Origin of the sequence: Nesterenkonia muleiensis, assembly GCF_003600155.1 — a bacterium.
GTDB classification, from domain to species: domain Bacteria; phylum Actinomycetota; class Actinomycetes; order Actinomycetales; family Micrococcaceae; genus Nesterenkonia; species Nesterenkonia muleiensis.
Genome location: NZ_QWLD01000034.1, coordinates 12,409 through 32,807, shown reverse-complemented (window position 1 = coordinate 32,807; position 20,399 = coordinate 12,409). Strand labels below are relative to the sequence as shown.

At 64.9% G+C, this 20,399-nt stretch carries 18 protein-coding genes; 11 read left to right on the top strand and 7 right to left on the bottom strand.

Annotated features, from left to right (window positions below):
• Positions 1–19: 19 nt before the first annotated feature.
• Together rpmI and infC are read right to left on the bottom strand one after the other, a co-directional pair.
• The gene (gene rpmI / locus DVO78_RS08975) at positions 20–214 is read right to left on the bottom strand and encodes a 50S ribosomal protein L35 (protein WP_120004476.1); all 195 of its coding nucleotides are present in this window, start codon (positions 212–214) and stop codon (positions 20–22) included.
• Positions 215–444: 230 nt separating this feature from the next.
• Positions 445–1,128 (bottom strand): translation initiation factor IF-3, encoded by a 684-nt coding sequence (gene infC / locus DVO78_RS08970; RefSeq protein ID WP_238385218.1) that lies wholly within the window; start codon positions 1,126–1,128, stop codon positions 445–447.
• Between the two features lie 126 nt (positions 1,129–1,254).
• Here infC and DVO78_RS08965 point away from each other — a divergent pair, with 126 nt between their 5' ends.
• The 7 genes from DVO78_RS08965 (at position 1,255) to DVO78_RS08935 (ending at position 10,067) form a co-directional block, all read left to right on the top strand.
• The gene (locus DVO78_RS08965; RefSeq protein ID WP_120004475.1) at positions 1,255–1,647 is read left to right on the top strand and encodes a DUF1844 domain-containing protein; all 393 of its coding nucleotides are present in this window, start codon (positions 1,255–1,257) and stop codon (positions 1,645–1,647) included.
• Between the two features lie 144 nt (positions 1,648–1,791).
• Positions 1,792–3,039, top strand: a complete 1,248-nt coding sequence (locus DVO78_RS08960) for a glycosyltransferase family protein (protein ID WP_120004474.1) — start codon at positions 1,792–1,794, stop codon at positions 3,037–3,039.
• Between the two features lie 21 nt (positions 3,040–3,060).
• Complete coding sequence (locus tag DVO78_RS08955) at positions 3,061–4,482, top strand: glycosyltransferase (protein WP_120004473.1); 1,422 nt, start codon at positions 3,061–3,063, stop codon at positions 4,480–4,482.
• Positions 4,479–5,849 (top strand): glycosyltransferase family 4 protein, encoded by a 1,371-nt coding sequence (locus DVO78_RS08950; RefSeq protein ID WP_120004472.1) that lies wholly within the window; start codon positions 4,479–4,481, stop codon positions 5,847–5,849. Before DVO78_RS08955 ends, DVO78_RS08950 begins: the two co-directional genes overlap by 4 nt.
• Complete coding sequence (locus tag DVO78_RS08945; protein ID WP_120004471.1) at positions 5,849–7,762, top strand: ABC transporter ATP-binding protein; 1,914 nt, start codon at positions 5,849–5,851, stop codon at positions 7,760–7,762. The genes DVO78_RS08950 and DVO78_RS08945 overlap by 1 nt, the downstream gene beginning before the upstream one ends.
• On the top strand, positions 7,759–8,952 hold the full coding sequence (locus DVO78_RS08940) for a phosphotransferase (RefSeq protein ID WP_120004470.1): 1,194 nt from the start codon (positions 7,759–7,761) through the stop codon (positions 8,950–8,952). The genes DVO78_RS08945 and DVO78_RS08940 overlap by 4 nt, the downstream gene beginning before the upstream one ends.
• Complete coding sequence (locus tag DVO78_RS08935; protein ID WP_120004469.1) at positions 8,949–10,067, top strand: phosphotransferase family protein; 1,119 nt, start codon at positions 8,949–8,951, stop codon at positions 10,065–10,067. Before DVO78_RS08940 ends, DVO78_RS08935 begins: the two co-directional genes overlap by 4 nt.
• Here DVO78_RS08935 and DVO78_RS08930 read toward each other — a convergent pair.
• Positions 10,055–10,456 carry a hypothetical protein gene (locus DVO78_RS08930; protein ID WP_157983964.1) on the bottom strand — a complete coding sequence of 134 codons (402 nt, stop codon included), beginning with the start codon at positions 10,454–10,456 and terminating at the stop codon, positions 10,055–10,057. The genes DVO78_RS08935 and DVO78_RS08930 overlap by 13 nt on opposite strands.
• Before the next feature lie 143 nt (positions 10,457–10,599).
• On the opposite strand from DVO78_RS08930, the gene DVO78_RS17545 reads away from it, so the two are divergent.
• Positions 10,600–11,007: a hypothetical protein gene (locus DVO78_RS17545; RefSeq protein ID WP_157983963.1), complete on the top strand. Its 408-nt coding sequence runs from the start codon at positions 10,600–10,602 to the stop codon at positions 11,005–11,007.
• Between the two features lie 45 nt (positions 11,008–11,052).
• On the opposite strand, the gene DVO78_RS08920 is transcribed toward DVO78_RS17545, so the two are convergent.
• Together DVO78_RS08920 and DVO78_RS08915 are read right to left on the bottom strand one after the other, a co-directional pair.
• The gene (locus DVO78_RS08920; protein ID WP_120004466.1) at positions 11,053–11,700 is read right to left on the bottom strand and encodes a response regulator; all 648 of its coding nucleotides are present in this window, start codon (positions 11,698–11,700) and stop codon (positions 11,053–11,055) included.
• A complete protein-coding gene (locus tag DVO78_RS08915) occupies positions 11,697–12,923 on the bottom strand; it encodes a sensor histidine kinase (RefSeq protein WP_120004465.1) in 1,227 nt (408 codons plus the stop codon). Before DVO78_RS08915 ends, DVO78_RS08920 begins: the two co-directional genes overlap by 4 nt.
• 193 nt (positions 12,924–13,116) lie before the next feature.
• On the opposite strand from DVO78_RS08915, the gene DVO78_RS08910 reads away from it, so the two are divergent.
• The 3 genes from DVO78_RS08910 to DVO78_RS08900 are packed head-to-tail and all read left to right on the top strand — an operon-like array spanning position 13,117 to position 18,097.
• A complete protein-coding gene (locus tag DVO78_RS08910; RefSeq protein ID WP_120004464.1) occupies positions 13,117–15,294 on the top strand; it encodes a transglycosylase domain-containing protein in 2,178 nt (725 codons plus the stop codon).
• The gene (locus DVO78_RS08905) at positions 15,294–16,370 is read left to right on the top strand and encodes a DUF418 domain-containing protein (RefSeq protein WP_120004463.1); all 1,077 of its coding nucleotides are present in this window, start codon (positions 15,294–15,296) and stop codon (positions 16,368–16,370) included. The genes DVO78_RS08910 and DVO78_RS08905 overlap by 1 nt, the downstream gene beginning before the upstream one ends.
• A 5-nt stretch (positions 16,371–16,375) precedes the next feature.
• Positions 16,376–18,097, top strand: a complete 1,722-nt coding sequence (locus tag DVO78_RS08900) for a gamma-glutamyltransferase family protein (protein WP_120004462.1) — start codon at positions 16,376–16,378, stop codon at positions 18,095–18,097.
• 72 nt (positions 18,098–18,169) lie between these two features.
• Here DVO78_RS08900 and DVO78_RS08895 read toward each other — a convergent pair whose 3' ends face one another.
• Both DVO78_RS08895 and DVO78_RS08890 read right to left on the bottom strand, forming a co-directional pair.
• Complete coding sequence (locus DVO78_RS08895) at positions 18,170–18,829, bottom strand: response regulator transcription factor (RefSeq protein ID WP_120004461.1); 660 nt, start codon at positions 18,827–18,829, stop codon at positions 18,170–18,172.
• On the bottom strand, positions 18,826–20,385 hold the full coding sequence (locus DVO78_RS08890; RefSeq protein WP_238385217.1) for a sensor histidine kinase: 1,560 nt from the start codon (positions 20,383–20,385) through the stop codon (positions 18,826–18,828). The genes DVO78_RS08895 and DVO78_RS08890 overlap by 4 nt, the downstream gene beginning before the upstream one ends.
• Between the last annotated feature and the right edge of the window lie 14 nt (positions 20,386–20,399).

Here is a 20,399-nt window from a genome sequence, read left to right as displayed (position 1 = left end):
TCGGCGAGGGGCGCTGGGGCTAGAGGCCCAGCATCTTCTTGATGCGCTTCTCGTCGGCCTTGGTGACGATCTGGTCAGAGGCCAGGCGGCGAGTCAGACGCGAGGACTTGTGCTCCAGGTAGTGGCGGCGGTTAGCCTGCTGGCGCTTGATCTTGCCGGAGCCGGTCTGCTTGAAACGCTTCTTGGCACCGGAGTGAGTCTTGTTCTTCGGCATAGTGCCGTACTCCTTTTGTTCGTTCGGACCTGCAGTGCCTAGTGCGTGTGACCATCGATAAAAGACGACGCGGCGGCACAGAGGTGGACTGCCCTGACTCAGCTGATGTGAGCCCTCATCGGAATGAGCACAGTCCCTTTGTCTGAGGCTGTCAGCGTGCTCCGCTCAAAGCAGGCACAGCTACACAGACCCAACCGAACATCTTACGGGACTGCGCCAGATTCAGCGAATCACAGGTTCTTCAGCTCATCCGGCAGGTAATCGGCCATGGAGTTGGAGAGCGGCTTGACGTCACCCTTGTCAGTGGAGACCCGCTGCTGACGCTCTTGGGTCTTCCGGGCCCGGCGCTCGCTCTTCTCCTTGGCCTTGGCCTTGTTCTCCTCATTGTCGGAGACTTCACCCTCGGTGCTGGCAGCCGCAGCCTTGGCCTGCTGCGCCTTGGTCCGCAGCGGACCGACCACCATCACCATGTGACGGCCGTCCTGGCGCGGAGAGGATTCCACCTGGCCCAGATCAGCGACATCCTCACTGAACCGCTGAAGCAGACGCACACCCATCTCCGGGCGCTGCTGCTCGCGGCCACGGAACTGGATCATGGCCTTGACCTTGTCCCCGGCGTCCAGGAACCGGCGAGCGTGGCCCACCTTTGTCTGGTAGTCATGGTCATCGATCTTCAGGCGGAAGCGCACTTCCTTGAGCGTGGTGGTCGCCTGATTCTTCCGAGACTCACGGGCCTTGACCGCGGCCTCGTACTTCCATTTGCCGAAGTCCATCAGCTTGCAGACCGGGGGTTTGGCCTGCGGGGCCACCTCGACCAGATCCAGATCAGCTTCGCCCGCCAAACGCAGTGCGTCTTCGATTCTGACGATGCCTACTTGCTCCCCCTGGGGACCGACGAGGCGGACTTCTGGCACTCGGATGCGGTTGTTGATGCGTGGTTCGCTGATCTGTCTTGCTCCTGATTCGATGAATGTATGGTGTGGCCACTTTTTTGGGCACGTAGTGGCGCGGCCGAAAACGACTATGAGAATCTTAGCAGTATGACTAGTGACCAGAACAGCCCGAACCAGCCCACCAGCCACAGCGACGCCGTGGCCGACGCGGCAGGCTCCCAAGCCCGGGACATCGCCGAGGTGCCCGCGGTGGAGCTGATCAACACCGTGGCGGTGCATCTGATGAGTGCCGCCGCGGTGAAGACCGGCTTGGCAGAAGGGCCCGATGCCGCTGAATTAAAGGACCTCGACGAGGCCCGGAAGCTCATCACCGCTCTGGCGGGACTGGTCACAGCAGCTGCACCGGAGGTGGGTTCCACCCATGCGGCTCCGCTGCGCGACGGCGTGCGCTCCCTGCAGCTGGCATTTCGCGAAGAGTCGATCATTCCCGATGCTCCGGGCAAAGGCCCCGGTGAGAAGTGGACCGGCGCGGTTAACTAGTCCCGCCGGCGGGGAAACCCCGCTCGGGATTCACCACAGAGGGTTGGTCCCGCACCTGACGATCACAAAAGATGAGAGATTCACGCTGAATCTCTCATCTTAATCTCACAGTGGTCTCACAATGGGTGGCCATGCTGGTTCACCATGACCATCACAGTTGCCATGTACTCCCACGATTCGGTGGGACTCGGCCACGCCAGGCGCAACCGCGCCCTCGCCTATGCACTGGCCGCCGATTTGCCGCGTATCACCGGAGAAAGGGTGCGCGGTCTGCTGGTGGCCGGTCACCCCGGGGCCACTGCCGATGCACTGCCCGAGGGCTGGGACTGGCTGGTGCTGCCCGGGTTCACCCGGACTGCCTTCGGCTACGAATCCCGCAGTCTAGACGTGAGCACCGAACGACTGTGGCATCTGCGCAGCTCCACTGCCGCCGCGGCGCTGGAGGCTGTGAATCCCGACCTGCTCATCGTCGACCGGCATCCTTTCGGCGTTGACAACGAGCTGCTGCCCGCCCTGGAGATCCTGCAAGGAACAGGCACCCACTGTGTGCTGGGTATGCGCGATGTCCTCGACACCGCAGAAGTGGCGCGCGCCGAATGGGAGCGGATCGGGGGCGCGGCCGGTGTGGCCCGCTACTATTCCGCGATGTGGATCTACGGGGACCAGAATGTCTATGATCCGCTGGCCACCGGTGAGATCCCTGCCGAACTTGCCGCGATCACCACCTTCACCGGGTTCCTCTCACACGGCCGGCCCGATGACCCGCTGACCGCCTCCTCGGTCGGAGCCCAACAGCCTTATGTGCTCACCATGGTCGGCGGCGGGTCCGATGGAGGCACCATCGGCCTCGCAGCTGCGCGGGCAGCCATCCCGGAGGGCCACCGGCACATCATTCTCACCGGCCCTCAGATGCCGGCAGCCGACCACGATCGCATCCTGGACGCGGTACGGGAATCCGGCGCTGTCCCGGGACATGTCAGAGTCACCCGCTACGCCCCCCACGTGCCCAAGCTGGTACGCGATGCTGCGGCGGTGATCTCCATGGGCGGATACAACTCTCTGACCGAAATCATGGCCACGACGACGCCCGCTCTGGTGATACCCCGCAACTCACGCCGGCAGGAGCAGCAGATCCGGGCCAGCGCGCTGAGAGCCGCCGGAGCAGTAGACGCCCTGAGCCCGGGGCAGCTCAGCCCGGAAAGACTGAGCACATGGCTGGCCAGTGCTGTCAGCCGGCGCAGCATCCGCGACAGTCTCGACCTGGACGGACTGACCAGGCTGGGCGATATCGCTGCCGCGGAGATCACCGCCCGCAGAACTACCCATACCCACATCCGAACAGCCCCGAACCGGACCTTCCCTGTTACCCCAGCCGTTGACGCTACCCGCTGAGATTGAAGAGGTCGATCACCCATGTCCCCCGCACCCGTTATCGGATACGTCCTGAAAATGTACCCCCGGTTCTCCGAGACGTTCATCGTCTCCGAGATCCTGGCCCGCGAAGCCGCCGGCGAACGCATCGTCATCTTCAGCCTGCGCACCCCCACCGACACCCACTTCCACGCCGAGCTGGCCAAGGTCAAAGCACCGGTTGTCCAGATCCCGCGAACCTCCAACGCCTCCAAGCTGTGGCAGCGGATGGCCGAGGTCGCTGAGGCCGAAGACCTCAGGGGCGGGATTCAGCAGACGATCCCCGAACTGCTGGAAGCTGAGGCCGACGACGCTTTCCAGGCGGTCCTGCTCGCCCAGGCCGCCCGGCAGCACGGGGTGACCCACCTCCACGCCCACTTCGCCTCGGTGGCCACCACGGTGGCCCGGTTCGCCGGCGCCATCGCAGGTCTGCCCTATTCGTTCACCGCCCACGCCAAGGACATCTTCCATCAGGACGTGGACCAGCACGAGCTGGAGCGGAAGTTCGCCCAGGCCCACCACGCCGTGACCATCTCGGAGTACAACCTGCGTGATCTGCAGCGCCGCTTCCCGGACTCCACGGCGAACCTGCACCTAGTGCGCAACGGACTGAACCTTGACCGGTTCCCTTTCCAGCCACACCGTTTCACGCGCGCGGTGCCGCGCATCCTGGCAGTGGGCCGGCTGGTGGAGAAGAAAGGATTCGGCGTGCTGGTCGCCGCCGTGGCCCTGCTGCAGGAACGCGGCATCCTGGTCCAGGCCAATATTGCCGGCGACGGCCCGCTGGCCACCGAGCTGGAAGCCCAGATCAGTGCCCTGGACCTGCACGACGATGTGCATCTGCTGGGCCCACGCACGCAGGCTGAGGTCACTGAGCTGATGGGCAGTCACGATGTCTTTGCCGCACCGTTCGTGGTCGGCTCCGATGGAAACGCCGACGGACTTCCCACCGTGCTTCTTGAAGCGATGGCCTGCGGTATCCGATGCGTGGCCGCTGACGTCACCGCAGTGAGTGAGGTCGTCCGCCCCGGCGAAACCGGATGGCTGGTGCCCTCCGGTGACGTCGAGGCGCTGGCCCAGGCCCTGGCCGAGGCCATCGGCGCCCAGACCAGTCCCCCGGTGACCGACGCCGCCCGCACGCTCATCGAGCAGCAGTTCGACTCCGCACGCCAAGCTGCCCAGCTGAAGTCACTGGTTCCGCCGGTGGGCGAAACACTCGCAGCGCAGCGCCAACTCCGGCGGCGTGGGACACACCGGCCGTCCTTCGGCCAGTTCGCGCCCACCAGCGTGCCTGAACCGCAAGCAGCCGCCGCCCATACAGCACTGAGAGCTGATTCGGACCGCACAGCCGACCCGGAGCATGCTGAGCCTACTGGTCACAAGACTGCCGAACTGGCCCGCAGCCGAACGGAGGTGCTCCGATGAGAATCGCCTATATTCTGGCCGACCCCGGAATCGGCGTCTTCGGCACCAAGGGCGCCAGCGTCCATGCCCAGGAGATGATCCGCGCCTTCCGCGCCCTGGGCCATGAGGTGACCGTTTTCGCCACCAAACGAGGCGATAGGCACCACGACAACGCCACTGAACATGTGCCCTCGGACCTGAAAGACCTTCCGGTGTACGTTGTCCCCGTCGCCGGGGTCAAGGGCGCGGCAGCCCGTGAGCAGGCCACCCTCCGCACAGCCAAACGGATGGCGCAGCTGGCCGCTGACGGCGCATTCGAGCTGATCTACGAGCGCTACTCGCTCTTCTCCACGTCAGGCGCTGAGCTGAAGGACCGCCTACGCACAGCACCACAACGCCCCCACACGAGGGGCCTCGGCATCGCCGCTCCGCGGCTGGTAGTCGAGGTCAACGCTCCCCTGCTGGAAGAGCAGTCGGCACACCGCAGACTGCACGACGCCGAAACCGCAGTGGAGGCCACACTGCAGACCTTCGCCGCGGCGGATGTCATCAGCTGCGTCTCAACACCGGTGGCCGAGTGGGTTCGCCGCCTCAGCGCCGGGCCGGGTGCAGAGGCCTCGGCCTTCACGCCTGAAGCGCCGTACCGCGCAGGCGGCGTCCCCACAGTGCTGGTCACCCCTAACGGTGTCAACACCGAACGATTCATCGTCCCCGAGAGCCGCAGCGCGGAGAACCGCCCCCTCACTGTAGGCTTCCTGGGCACCCTCAAGCCCTGGCACGGCACCGAGTTCCTGCTTGAGGCGTTCGCTCAGCTCACTGCGACCATCGCATCCGCTGATGCCGTCCTCGAGATCGTAGGAGACGGGCCGCAGCGTACAGAACTGCAAGCCCTTGCCCTCCGGCTGGGCATCGGCGGCCAGGTGCACTTCCGTGGTGCAGCGGCTCCGGGTCAAGTGCCGGCTGCACTGGCGGGATGGGATGTGGGCGTGGCCCCGTACCCGCTGTCCCAGAGCAGCGGCGAACACTACTTCTCCCCCTTGAAGGTCTACGAGTACCTCGCCGCCGGGCTGCCGGTGGTGGCCTCCGAGATCGGCGAGATTCCGGAGGTGGTCGAGCACTGGAGAACTGGGCTGCTGGTGCCAGGATCCGATCCGGGCGCCCTTGCCGCGGCCTTGCTCCTGCTCGCCGAGAACCCACAGCAGCGGCAGCAGATGGGGGCCGCGGCACGCGCCGAGGCTGTCGCCCGGCACCGCTGGGTCTCCCGGGCCGCCGATGTCCTGGAGGCGCTCGACGGCGCGCCCAGGCTCATCCGGCCGGCTCGCCAGAGACGAGAACCGGCGTCGTTCTCCAGATCCTCCGGCCGCCTCGTTCAGCAGGTGATGAGCTGATGGGCAAAGCATCCACCTCGCTGAACCGCCAGGCGCTGCTGCGCACACTCGGCATGGTGTGGCCGTTCGTCAAGCGCCACAAACTGCTGGTGGGCCTGGGTTTTTTGGCCCTGATGGGCGATGTGCTTTTCCGGATCCTGGAGCCCTGGCCGGTCAAGCACACCGTGGACGCGGTCTCCGACGCCCTCGGGGCAGAACTGGCCAGCAGCGCGGACGGTTCGGACAATGTGGCCGGTGTGATCGTCTTCTGGTCGGTGGCGCTGGCTGGAATCGTGGCCGGCAGAGCTCTCTGCAACTACGCCTCCACCATTGCGTTCGCCAAAACCGGAGTGAAGGTGGCCGCCAGGCTGCGCACCAAGGTGTTCGAGCATATCCAGTCGCTGTCCCTGCGGTACCACTCCAACGCCAGCATCGGCGACACCTCCCAGCGGCTGGTCGGCGATATGGGCCGGCTGCAGGAGGTGGCCGTCACCGCGGGCCTGCCCATGATGGGCAACCTGCTGACCCTGGTCACGCTTTTCGTGGTGGTCATCGTGCTCAACCCGGTGCTGGCGGTGGTGGTGTTCGTCACCGCCGGCGGTTATCTGCTGGCGTCCCGGGTGCTCTCCCCGAAGATCACCTCCGCCGCCCGCTCGACCCGCAAGGGCGAGGGACAGCTGGTGGGCGACGCCGCGGAAGCAATGGCGGCCATCCGTGTGGTGCAAGCCTACGGGCTGGAGGACACGGTGGCCTCAGGATTCGCCGCCGGGAACAAGAAAGCACTCAAAGCCGGGATCAAGGCCCGCCGGCTGGCCGCCCGGCTGGAGCGCTCCACCGATTTGTTCGTCGGGATCGCCACTGCGGTAGTGCTGGGCTTCGGCGGCTGGCAGGTGCTCGCCGGGATCATGACCCCCGGCGATATGGTGCTGTTCCTGATGTACCTGAAGATCGCCATGAAGCCGCTGCGCGATATGGCCAAGTACACCGGGCGGATTGCCCGGGCGACCGCCTCCGGGGAACGCATCGCCGATCTGCTGGACGAACCGGTGGAGGTCAGGGATCCCGCCGATCCCCTGCCCATGCACCAGGTCAGCGGCGAGCTCTGCTTCTGGCGGGTCAGCGCCGCCGACGGCAGGGGGGTGCCGCTGTTCCAGGACCTCAGCCTGGAGATTCCCGCCGGTCAGCGGGTGGGGCTGCTCGGACCCTCCGGCGCGGGCAAGTCGACACTAGCCGGTTATCTTCTGCGGCTGGCCGACCCCGACTCCGGGACCGTGCTGGTGGACGGGTACTCCACCCGCAATGTGGCCAAAGCAGAGCTGCGCAGCAATATCGCCATGCTGCTGCAGGAGTCGGTGCTGTTCTCCACCACTGTCGCCGAGAACATCCGCTACGGGCGGCAGGACGCCACAGACGAGGAGATCCTGCAGGCCGCCCGCCGCGCCGGCGCCCATGAGTTCATCATAAAGCTGCCCGCGGGCTACGAGACCGTGCTCGGCAATCGCGGTGATACGCTCTCCGGCGGTCAACGGCAGCGGATCGCCATCGCCCGTGCACTGGTCCGCAACGCACCGATCGTGCTGCTGGACGAGCCCACCTCGGGCCTGGACCCCGCCTCGCGCGCCATTGTCGAGGACTCCATCCGAGAGCTGACCCGTGGCCGCACCACGGTGGCCATCACCCATGACCTGTCGATGATTCAGGGACTGGACCGGGTGCTGTGGCTTCAGGACGGACATGTCGCTGAAGACGGCGCCCCCCAGGATCTGCTCAAGGACCCCGACTCCAAGCTCGCCCGGTGGGCCAGCAGCCAGCGCCGCACCATGGAATCTGCCACAGGGGAGAACGACGGCGAGTCCACCGACCCAGCTCAGACACTGCCAGATGCCCATGAGTCCCTGATCCCCGACCATCGTGAGAGCAAGGTGACTGCATGAACCCCCGCACTGATACCTACGTTCCCAGCGTGGCGGAGGCCGATGCCCTGGTCGCTGAGGGCGCCCGGCTGGACCGGGCGGAGGAGGTCATCGACTCCAGCAGGCTTTCAGCCTTGCTGGAACGCCATGTCACCATTACCCATGCCCGGCTGAAGCCCGAGCACTCTGTGGTGGTGGCCCACACCGAACTCGACGGCACCCATGGCTGGACCATGCTCACCACCGATCCCGATAAGTTCAGCAAAGCCCAGCAGCGGGCCGCTGAGACCGGCGATCCGCTGAGCGTCCACCAGCAGCGCGCTGGCCTCTTCCTCTGCACCGGCAGCGCCTGGTCGGATCCGGCGCTGGCCAAGGAGCTCGCTGAGGCCCAGCGGGCTCTGGAGAAGCAGGAGGAGCGGCAGGTCAGCTGGCAGATTCTGCGCTACAACCCGCGCAGACGCCTAGTGGCCATCGTCGACGCCGGCAAGAGCCCCAAAGTGGTGCGAATCCTGGCCGGAGGGGCTGACCACCTGCTCAGCGCCGCCCGCCGCTGGCGCGAACTCGGTCTCCCTGTCACCAATCTGCTTCCTCTGGGGGACCGGCGCTCAGCAACAATAGCGCCGCTGTGGGGATTCGGAGATCTGGCCCGCACTCCGTACGAGCCTGCATCAGAGACCGCCGGGGAGGTCATCGGACGGCTGCACGCCTCCTCACGCAGTGACAGCAGCCAGGGGCAGGGGCCCCCAGAGGCGGACCCTCTGCAGGCCTCCGCCGCGCTGCACCTGGTGGCACCGTGGCTCTCTGGCCGCGCCGAGCAGCTCGCTTTGCGCTGCCTTACAGACCTCAGAGCCGCCCTGGACTCCGCGACCGCCGAGGTTCACGGTGACCTCTCCCCCGACCAGGTGCTCTTGGCAGCCGAGGGCAGCCACAAGGTCCGCATCATCGATCTGGACCGAGCAGGCCCTGGCCACCCGATGCGTGACATCGGCTCCTGGGTTGCCAGCTGCCGGCATGCCGGGCACAGTGAGCTGATCGATGCGTTCCTGGCGGGCTACTCCAGCTGTGCCAGGCTCGAGCCTGCCGATCTCAACGCCTGGGAGGCTTACGCGCATTTGGCCCGGGCCACCGATTTCTTCCGTCACCGCGAGCCGGACTGGCCGGTGCACACTGTCAACGCTCTGAACCTGGCTGAGGAGGCTCTTGACCGATGAACGCAGCAACGATGCTCCAGCACACCTCCCGCCCGGACCAGCTCATCCCGCCGCACCGCGTGGAGGTCTCCGGGGAGACTCTCACGGTCCGGCGGGCCTGGCCGGTGCCGGCGGACAAGGACGCCTCAGGCGAACTGGCCGTGGAGCTCACCGACGGGCGTGGTCTCCGCGCCGGTTGGTGGGGCCGGAACGGTCCGCGACTGTTGAACGCGGGGGAAGACCCCAAGCTCCGCGACCTGAAGGACCTGCTCTCCCCAGGGAAAGGGCACCAGGCATCAGAGATCGTCTCCCACCGCCCCGGCAAACGTGCGGTGGTGCGCCGGGAGACGGCGCACAGCACTGAGACTGTCACCGTCGAGTTCGTCAAAGTCGTCAGGCGCGGCAAAGCAGCCGGGGTGCTGGACGGGATCCGCCGCGCGGAGCCTTTCACCGGCCCTTTCCGCACTCCGGATGTTCTGGACCACAGCGACTCCACCGTGACCTTCGCCGCCTTGGAGGGCGTCTCCCTCCATAACCCCGGGGCACTGGGCCAGGACCAATGGGTTCAGGCATGGAACGAGGTGTGCCGGGCCTGGGCCCAGACAGTCACCGGCAGTCTGCAGAGTGCCCCGCAAGTTACCGCACGCACCGGGGCGCTGGTGCACAGGGCGGAATCGGAGAGCGGTGTCCTGCGGCACTGGTTCCACCTGACCGTCGGCTACCTGCCAGATGCTGCGCAGACCGAACGCAGGGTGGCAGACATCAGCGCGCAGCTGAACCGGCTGAACGAGGACCGGCTGGTCCCGGCGCACCGGGACCTGCACGACAAGCAGCTGCTGTGGTCTCGGCGACGGGGACCGGGTCTGTTGGATGTGGACACTGCATGCCTGGCCGATCCGGCGTTGGACCTGGGAAACCTCCGTGCCCACGCGCTGCTGCGCACGTTGCAGGGCGTGTGGAGCGCGCGTCAGGCCGAAACGGTCCGGTTCTGCGTGGACGAGGCCGCCGAGCAGTGTGCCGTGCCCCGGAGCACGGTGGCCGTCTACGAGCGCGCCGCGCTGATGAGGCTGGGGCTGGTCTATGCGGTCCGGCCGCAGTACGCTGATGTCGCTGCCGAGCTCCGTCAGGTGCTGTGAACCTCAAGCCACTGAACTGTCGACCGGACGAACAGCAGCACCAGCGCCGTGCCCGCCGGGACCAGGAAGATCAGTCCCATGAGGAGCGCTCCCCCCGCGAAGAAGCTGAAGGAAAGCACCACCATCAACAGCTCAAGCACCATGGCCGGCGTCCGCGCTGAAGGAGAGCCGAGAAAGACGCGGAAGCCCAAGAGCACCAGCACCACTCCGGAGAGTACGTAGAGCACCGTCAGCGCGAGCGTCCCGGCGGCGTCAAGCACCTGGGCCTCCGCACCGATCACTGCGGCCAGGCTGCCCAGGATGATGGCAGCCCCTTGGAAGAACATGATCACGTAGACCACCCACACTGAGGCCGGGCGGGGCGGGCGGGAAGGTCGCGTCTCAGGCATGGAGACTATTCAACCATTTGCCAGCCCCATGGCTGAAAGATGAGAAAGCTCTCACTGCGGTCTCCTCCTCTTCTCACACTGATCGATGACAGTGGAGACGTACAATTGCCGACGACGACCAAACCCTAGGAGCACCCGAGACGATGGATCGACAGACCACCTGGGTCATCACCGGAGCGCTGAGCATCGTTGCACTGGGCGGCGGCACTGCAGTGGTCTCCGCCATGGGCCAGAACACGGACAAGGACTTCGGCCCCGCAGTTGAGGTCACCGCCGCTCCAGAGCCGACGCAGTCCACTGCCCCGCCCACCTCACCCACCAGCACAGCCGCTCCCACCTCGGCAACAAGCCCGCCGACGGCGCCCTCGCCGTCTCAGCAAGAGCCCACCACGTCCAGCCCCAGCCCCAGCCCCAGTCCGCAGCAGACCACCGGGCAGACGCCTGCGCCACAGACGGTGAATCCGGCCTCACCGCAGAGCTGGAGCGCCCCAAGCACCTGGTCTCCAGAGACACCGTCAAGCTGGTCGGCACCCTCATCACCATCGTCGTAAAGAACACCACCAGGCAGTTCTGCGGTTCAATCAGAAGTAACGAAGTTAGGCCCTGCCCAGCCCTGCGCGGTGAGCCATCAGAGCCAGTTCGGTCCGGTCTCTGATGTCGAGTTTTGTGAGGATTCGGCTGACGTAGGTGCGTGCGGTCGCGGGACTGAGGTAAAGCTCAACCGCGATCTCTGCGTTGCTCTTGCCTTCGGCCACGCCTCTCATCACTTCCACCTCACGCTCTGTCAGGACAGTGATATCCAGGTCCGACTCTGCGGGAGCGCCGCTGACGACGTGATCCATCAGCTTGCGCGTGATCTGTGGCGAGAGCAGGCTCACCCCCTCCGCTGCGGCGCGAACCGCACGGCGCAGCTCCGCCGGGTGAGTGTCTTTCAGAAGGTACCCGCAAGCTCCGGCCCGGATAGCGCTGAGAACCTCTGTGTCATCATCGAATGTCGTCAGAATCAGCACCGCACCGGTGTCCTGTTTGTCATCGCGGAGCCTGAGGGTTGCTTCGATACCGTCCATCACCGGCATCCGGATGTCCATCAGGACCACATCCGGGCTCAGTCTCTTCGCCTGGCTGATGGCTTCTTGCCCGTTGCTGGCTTCACCGACCACCTGAATATCCGGGTCGCTGTCCAGCAGTGCGCGAAGTCCTGCCCGCAGCAGGTCCTGGTCATCCACGATGAGCACCGTGATCATGTGGCCTCGACTCTCACCTGTGCCAGGGGCAGCAGAGCTCTTATGCGGAATCCCGCACCCCACGGGCCGGCCTCCAAAGTCCCTCCCAGCCAATGGCATCGCTCGGCCATGCCGACCAGGCCGAAACCGCTGTCCCGTGGAGTCACTGCGCTGTGCCGGGGCCCGCTGTCCCGCACGATGATCTCCAGGTCCCGTTCCTCCCCCTCCCACCGGGGCCTGATCTCAACACGGGCCTCCGTGGCTCCAGAGTGCTTGACCACGTTGTTCAGCGCTTCCTGGACGATGCGGTAGGCAGCGGCATTGACTGGTTCGGGCACATCGGGCGGGACCATGATGTCGGCAATGACGTTGATCACTGCATCGTCGAAGAGCGTATTCTGCACGTCTTGGAGCGTGAGTCTGGCCGGTTTCTCGTGGCGGTCGCGCAGGGTGCGCACAGTTTCGCGCAGGTCCCCCATCATCCGGCGGCTGGTCTCCCCGATGATGGTGAGTGAGGCTTCTGCCGTCTCTGGATTCTGGCGGAGTGCCTCTTTGGCCACATCGGAATGGGTGGCGATCAACGTGGTCTGGTGCCCGAGCGCGTCGTGAAGCTCCTGGGCGATCCGGGTGCGTTCCTCAGCGGCTACTGCCTTGGCCTGTGCTCTTTCCTGCTCTGCTGTCGCTTGGAGGATGCGCTCGGCTCTGGCGCGTATCACCCGCCGCGCCCTGACGCTATCGCCGAGTGCGATCACAGCGGTCATCAGTGCCACGTCGGGTCCAAGTTTGTAGATCAGTTGGGCTACCACGTCATCGGCCGGCAACGATGCCAGTTTGGTGGCCACCAGCAGAACGATCAGAGAGGAAGCTGCCCATACCGGCCACCTGGAGCCTCGAAACTCCGCAGCCGAGTACAGTGCCGGAGCCAATGGGAGGGCGATCCCGATGTTGGGGTGGTCCACTCCGACACTCGGGTGGCCCATTCCGTAATACAGGATGAGCACACCCACGGTGAGAAAGAGCACCAGCGGGGCGTGTTCCCGTCTGAACAGAAGCAGCACGCCCAGCAGAACGATCAAGAGATAGGCCAGTGCACTGACAGGACGGTCAGCCTCTTGCTCGACTTGACTGATCCACACCAGTATCGCGATCAGGCCAACTGCCAATGCACTGTCCACCAGACGAGGGTATTCACGCAGGGTGTCGAGGACACCCATAGCAGCGCGGCGCTTCCCCTTCGGTGGCATAGCCCAAGCTTACAACCGGCGAGCGGGTCTTCATCAGTCGCTCCAAGGCGACGAATCTGTCGCCTGGAGGCGATTCAAAGTGTCGCTTCCAGGGTGATGTCCTCAGCGCGCCCGGTTCCTAGAGTGAACAGAGTCAATTCTGGACCTAACGCACCCAGTGCCTGGTGAATCTCGAACACAGGAGCCCATTCTGATGCCACGCAAGCCTGGTCTTGATACCGCCTCGACAGTGGGCAAGGTCCTCAGTTTTCTGGGGATCAGCGCCGTGTGCGGTGCTTTGGCTGCCGGCCTGCTGTTCCCACTGGCTGCCACCGGGGGTGCGGCGGCATCGCTGGGTGATGATGTCCTCGATGAGCATCCTGTCCAGTTGCGGGAGGCTCCGTTGAGCACGCCTTCGGTGATCGAGGCCGCAGACGGCACCGAAATCGCCCGATTCTATGCAGAGAACCGGGAACCAGTCTCCCTCGATGAGATCTCGCAAGAGATGCAGGATGCCATCGTCTCCATCGAAGACGAGAGGTTCTACGAACACAGCGGCACCGATGTCAGGGCTCTTGCGCGGGCGGCAGTGAGCAACATGGGCTCGGGTCCCACCGAGGGCGGGTCGACGATCACTCACCAGTATGTGAGTCTGATCCTGCTCAACGCCGACTACCTCGAGGGCCGCGAGAATCTGGTGATGGGCGGAACCACCACGGTGGCCGACCGGTTCAACGAGGCCCGGCTGGCAGCTGACCTTGAAACGCAGATGACCAAAGAGGAGATCCTCGAGGGGTATCTCAACATAGTTCTGCTGGGCCAGCAGAACTACGGGGTTGAGGCTGCCGCTCAGCACTACTGGGGGATTCCGGCAAGCGAACTGGACATCGCCCAGTCAGCGACCCTTGCCGGGATGGTGCAGGCACCGAACTACTACGACCCTCAGGCCAATCCCGAGGCCGCCGCCAACCGGCGCAATGTGGTGCTGGAGACCATGGTGCGCAATGGCTACATCAGCGAAGAGCAACGGGAAGAAGCAGCAGCCTCCGACCTCGACCTGGATCCTCACCCCGCCGAATCCGGCTGCGTCTCTGCGGCATTCGCCCCCTATTTCTGCGACTACGTTCAGAGGCTGATCCTGGACGATGAGGCCTTCGGAGAAACCCGCGAGGAGCGCGAGACCCTGCTGCTGCGCGGGGGGCTGAGGATCGCCACCACACTGGATCCGCAGGCGCAGGATGAGGCACAGCGCCACGTCGACAACACCGTGCCCCCCGGTGACAGCTCCGGCGCAGTGGCCACGCTCACCTCGGTTGAGCCCACCACCGGCAATATTCTGACGATGGCCCAATCCACCGTGTACCACCCCGAGGGCGATGAGGCCGCGGGCCGGACCACCATGAACTTCAACGTCGACTTCGCCTACGGAGACTCCGGCGGATTCCCCGTAGGGTCCACCTTGAAGCCTTTTGTCGCCGCGGCCTGGCTGGAAGAAGGCGGAGCGATGGACGATGTCATCGATGCCAGCATCACCGAATACGACTACGGCCAGCCCTGGGAAGCCAGCTGTATGCCCGGTGGTGAAGTACAGCTATTGGCAGACGGGACAGAGGATGACTCCAACAGCTGGGAGATCGTCAACGTCGTCAATGGCATGGAACAGGAGATGACCCTCGATTACGGTCTGTTCTATTCGGTCAACACCGCCACCGTGGCCACCGCCCACCAGATGGATCTCTGCGCCATCACTGACCTGACGGAACGATTGGACATTCGCTCAGCCGGTAATGGGGAGCTGCTGACGCCGAACACTCCGGCATTCGTGCTCGGCGCTATCGAGCTTTCCCCGATGACCCTGGCTACCGCCTATGCCACCTTCGCCAACGACGGCGTGCGCTGTGAAGAACGCGCACTGGTCGGGATCACGGACGGTCAGGGCAACGACTACCCAGTACCTGAGACCACCTGCGAAGAAGTCATAGACCCCGACATCGCCGCCCAAGTCAACGACACACTGATCAACATCGCCGAGCAGAGCATTGCCGCCGGGAACCCCGCGTTCCCGATGACGGGCAAGACCGGGACCTCCAACACCGGCTCGAACACGTGGTTCGTCGGCTCGACAGAAGGCATGACCACCGCGGCCCAGATCGGACGCACCGACGGGATCCGCCCACTGCGCGGCAACACCATCAACGGCCAGTACTACGAGAGGCTCTTTGGTTCCACCCTGGCAGCACCAATGTGGAATCAGTACATGAACTCTGCTGCCGGGAGCTACCGCACCGGAGACTTCCTCGAAGCCCAAGACTCCCCCTTCGACGACCGGCGCGCCAATCGTTACAGCGGCTCAGGCGCAGGCGCAGGCGCAGGCGCAGGCGCAGGCGGCTGATGAAAGCACCCCCCAAGCTCGCGTCTGAGTCACAGGCCCCACCGGCATCGCGTCTGACGGGATTGGATGCTGCACGTGCTTTGGCGATCTTCGGAATGGTCATCGTCAATGTCGGTGCCGCCGCTGGCTACCAGGGTGTCGAAGGCATGCTGGTGCGTTTGACCCATGGGCGGGCCGCCATCCTGTTCATCGTCTTGGCTGGTATCGGGGTGAGTCTGCTCGTACGCAGCGTCACCGCCAGAGGCGGCTCGCTGTGGTCCACCGTCCTGTGGCGAGCGGGAATTCTGCTGGTACTGGGCTTGGGGCTGCAGCTGCTGCCGGTGGGGGTCAATGTGATCCTCGCCCTGTATGCCGCCCTGTTCCTGATGGCGCTGACCACACTCCGGTGGTCGAGCATGTGGCTGCTCAGCAGTGCGGTGGTTATCCTGCTGGCCGGCCCGGTGGTCTACATTCTGGTCAGTACCTGTACAGAGCTGCCCACCGGGCCGGCAGCCTTCGGGCAGAACCCGGTGGAGATCCTGGCCTCAGTGACACTGACTGGCCCGTATCCGATGATTGTGTGGGCGGCTCCGTTTCTCTTTGGCATGTGGCTGGGCCGGCTGGATCTGTCCTGCGCTGGCATCCAGTTCAGGTTCATGGCGTTCGGAGCGATCGCCGCCGGTACCGGAGTTCTCTTCTCTCGCGGGCTGGTGTGGGCGTTCAGCGAGCCTGATGCTGCCCTGGGGTTTAGTCACCTGGTGCTGTCATCCGGGCATTCAGAGATGCCACTGTGGCTGATCTCAGCAGTCGGGAGCTCAACACTGATCATCGGCCTGATGCTGGTGATCACACCAAAACTCGGTGCCGCGGCCAGGTGCTTGACGGCTACCGGACAGCTGGCGCTTACCTGCTACAGCCTGCACCTGATAGCGATTGCAGTCCTTGTCCGCCCTGAATCGGCAGAGCCTCACCAATCGATGACCATCAGCCTGATCATTATCGCCGGGCTCATCACGTTGAGCACTGCCTGGCGGGCGGTCGCGTCGCGCGGCCCGCTGGAAGCACTACTGAGAATCCCGTCACTACTGAAGAGGTGAAGACGATGCCCATTGCCATGCCAAGCAACCCAGTACGAGCCATCGCGCCACTGGCGCTGGCCAGTCTGCTGGTCACATCATGCGGGATCTTCGAAGCGGACACCCCTGAGCCCCCGGATGCGGAGCAGACCACGGACACCGGGCAGCAGCCAAATGATGCCGAGTCCGACGAGTCTCCACAGGATGAAGAGACCAGTGCGGAGCCCGAGCCCGAAGAGCCACATCTGAGCCAGCAGGGTGTCAGCGCCGGCAACCGGGAGGCGGTGGACGTGGCCACAGACATCCTCGAACAGGGCGGCAACGCCGTCGACGCCACCATCGCTGCTGCCTTCGCGGTCTCAGTGGTCGAACCCGTCTCCTCCGGAATAGGCGGAGGCGGTTCTGTCATCGTGGCCGCCCCAGAGGGTGACCCGGTGTTCTACGACTACCGCGAAGTCGTCAACACCGAGGGCCAGATACCAGCCAGCCAGACCGGGATCCCTGGATTCGCTGCCGGGATGGGACAGCTGCACGCCGACCATGGGCAACTGGAATGGGAGGAGCTCATCGCGCCGGCGATCGCCCTGGCAGAGGAAGGAACCCAGGTCGCACCCTATCTGGCAGAGCGGATCACCACTGGCAACGGCCCCGAGTACCTCGCCGGCATCGACGTCTTCGCCCCCGGTGGGGCGCCCCTGAGCCCCGGAGACACCATCACCCAGCCCGAGCTGGCCCAGACTCTGCAGCGGCTGGCTGATGCGGGCTGGGAAGATTACTACACCGGTGAGTTAGCTGAGTCGCTGAGCAGCCAGTCCGGAGGAATCAACACCCAGAGCCTGGAGGACTATGAGGTGGTCATCACCGAACCGGTGCGCGGAGACCTCGGTGACTACCAAGTGGTCTCTGCTGCTCCGGCCCTGCCCGGGGCGGCACTGATCCAGCTGCTGCATATTGCTGAGGCCCAGGGCATCGCCGAGATGACCCCAGATTCCCCCGAGTACGTCGATACGCTCTCCCGAGCCTGGGCGGTCGCCGAAGACACCATCCAGACCGAGCTGGGTGATCCGGACTTCGTCGATGTTCCGATCGAGGAGATCACCGACCCCGGGGCCAACGCCACCATCGATGCCAGTGGAGCAGACCAAACTCCCCAGGCTGCCCCGGTGGCCCCGGTGGCCCCGGAGGAGACCTCAGATCCGAACACCACCCACATCTCGGTCATCGATCAGGACGGGCTGACGGTCTCGATGACCAACACTCTCACTGACTTCTGGGGGTCAGGACAGTTCGTGGACGGGTACTTCCTCAACAACGCCCTGAGCCGGTACACCACCATCGACTCCCAGGCCAATCAGCCAGAACCCGGGCGGCGCAGCGTCACCTGGTCGAACCCCACCATGGTTTTCGATGACCAGGACCGGCCCGTGATGGCTATCGGCAGCCCGGGAGGCATTCAGCTGATCCCAGCCCTGTCCACGGTCATCACCCAATGGACGCTCCATGGCTCAGACCTCCAAGCCGCGGTCAACTCAGCACGCTACCGCTCCGAGGGAAACCTGCTCTACCTCGAAGAGGGGCAGCTCACCGGCATCCATACCGAACTCAACAATCTGGGCTGGCAGATCCAGCCCTGGCCGCGCCCGTACTTCGGCTCTGTCCAGGCACTGACCATAGACTACGATACCGGGACCATCACCGGAGCAGACGACCCCCGCCGGGCAGGCACCCATAGGATCATGGATGAGTAAACCCTTCCCCGTGCCCGGTTCGGAGAACGCGGCACCGCGGCCCTGGGGAGCAACCAGCCTCTTGAGCGGGCTCTACACCTCGAGGCGGTAGCCGACGCCGCGGACGGTCTTGATGGTCTCGGCACCGATTTTGGCACGCAAGTAGCGCACGTAGACGTCCACCAGGTTGGACCCGGGGTCAAAGCTGTAGCCCCAGACCATCTCCAACAGCTGCTCGCGGGAGAGCACCTGGCCGGGATGACGCATGAACGTCTCGGCCAGCGTGAACTCCCGGGAGGACAGTTCATGCTCCGTCTCATCGACCTGCACTTTCCGGGAATGCAGGTCCAGGGTGAGCCCGCCGGCAGTCAGCGTGGTGGGCTCTTCGGCTGACCCCCCACGAAGGCGCAGACGAATGCGGGCCATGAGTTCATCGATGCTGAACGGTTTGGCCATGTAGTCGTCGGCACCGGACTCCAGCCCCTTGACCGTATCCGCAGGGGTGTCCCGGGCAGTCAGGATGATCACCGGGGCGGCGAACTTCTTGGCGCGCAGCCGGGAGAGCAGCCGCAACCCATCCTCATCCGGCAGCCCCAGGTCCAGCACCGCCAGATCCACCGCGACGTTGAGCGCGTACTCGAAGCCCTCGCCTGCGGTAGCCGCCCGGACTGTGGCGTAGCCGGCTGAGCGCAGGCCCTTCTCTACGAACGAGGCAATGCGGTCCTCGTCCTCGATGATCAGGATATTGGTCACTGGGTATTCTCCTCCGGGTTCTGCTGGCTGCCCTGCGCATCAGCACCCAGCGCCGGGGCCAGGTGCTGGGTGGTCTTTTCAGCCGCACCGGGCAGGATGAGGCTAAAGGTGGTTCCTGCATCAACTCGGGAGTCCACCTGGACAGTTCCCGCATGCGCCTCAGCGATGGCCCTGACGATGGGAAGGCCCAGGCCTGAGCCTGGCTGGGTGGTGGTGCTGCGCTGGAAACGCTCGAACACACGGTCCAGATCCGCCTCAGGGATGCCGGTTCCCTGGTCGCGGACGGTAAACATGACCGAACCGCCATCAACGCGTGAGCCCAAGGAGACCACTGAGCCGGGCGGGGAGAACTTCACTGCGTTGGCGGCCAGCTGCAGCAGCGCCTGGGTGATGCGCTCCCGGTCGAGCACTGCCATGCCTTCGGCACGATCACTGACCAGCCAGCGCCGGTCGCCCAGGGCGAGGATCTTGTCATAGACCTCGTCGGTGAGTGTCCCCAGATCCACGGGGGCGAGCTGGACGAAATCGGGCCGGTCTGCCTGGGCCAGGGTGGTGAGGTCATCGACCACGCGGTTCATCCGTTTGAGCTCGTCAAGGGTGAGCTCACGGGTGGAGATCACATCCTCACGGTCGCCGGTGTCGAGCACCTCCAAATGACCGCGCAGGATGGTCAGCGGGGTACGCAGCTCGTGGCTAACGTCGTTGATCAGCTGTTCCTGGGCGTTGAACGCGCCCTCCAGGCGATCAAGCATCTCGTTGACCGAACGAGTCATGGCAGCCAGATCGTCCTTTCCAGTCACCCGGATCCGCTCGGAGAGGTCCTCACGGGTGATCCGCCGGGAGGTGTCCGCCAGAAGCCGGATGGGGGCCAACAGCCGGCCGGCCACCAGGTATCCCACCAGGGCGACAATCAGCAGGGAGAAGACCGCGACCCCTGCGTAGGTGAAGAAGATTCTGGAGAACAAGGCCTCTTCAGCGGTCTGGTCATAGGCCAGGACGAAGGCGGCGACCTCATGGTCTCTGCCCTCGCCATCGACCACGACTTCACCGCCGGCGTGCACCGGGACCGCCACAGCACGATACGTGGTCTGCTCGGTGGTGATGGTGGTGAACTGGGCACGGTCGGCCACCGCATAGCCGGTCAGGGCCTCGAGCAGTTCCTGGTCGTCCTGCAGGGCAATATCTGCGACCCGGGAGGCGTAGGCCATCTCACCGTCCACCATGCCGATCGCACCTTCGTTCCGCGTCGGAGTGATCCGGGTCATAGCGGTGCGCACCAGATCTGAGGGTGTGGCGAACCGCTCTCCGGTCTCTGGGTCAACACCGTCACCGCTGAGCATCACGAACTCCTGCGCATCCGCCTCCAGCTCAGCATTGATACGGTCTTCGACCTGCATGAGCTGCAGGTAGTAGGCCGTATATCCGGAGACCACCAGAGCAAGCGCCGCTAGGCCCACCACTGCGGTGAGAATACGGGCGCGCACGGACAGGGGCAGCGGACCAAACCTGAACCGCTGCTTGGACCCCCGTTCCTCAGGTGCGCTCGTTTCGCTCACGCGGCATAGTTTCT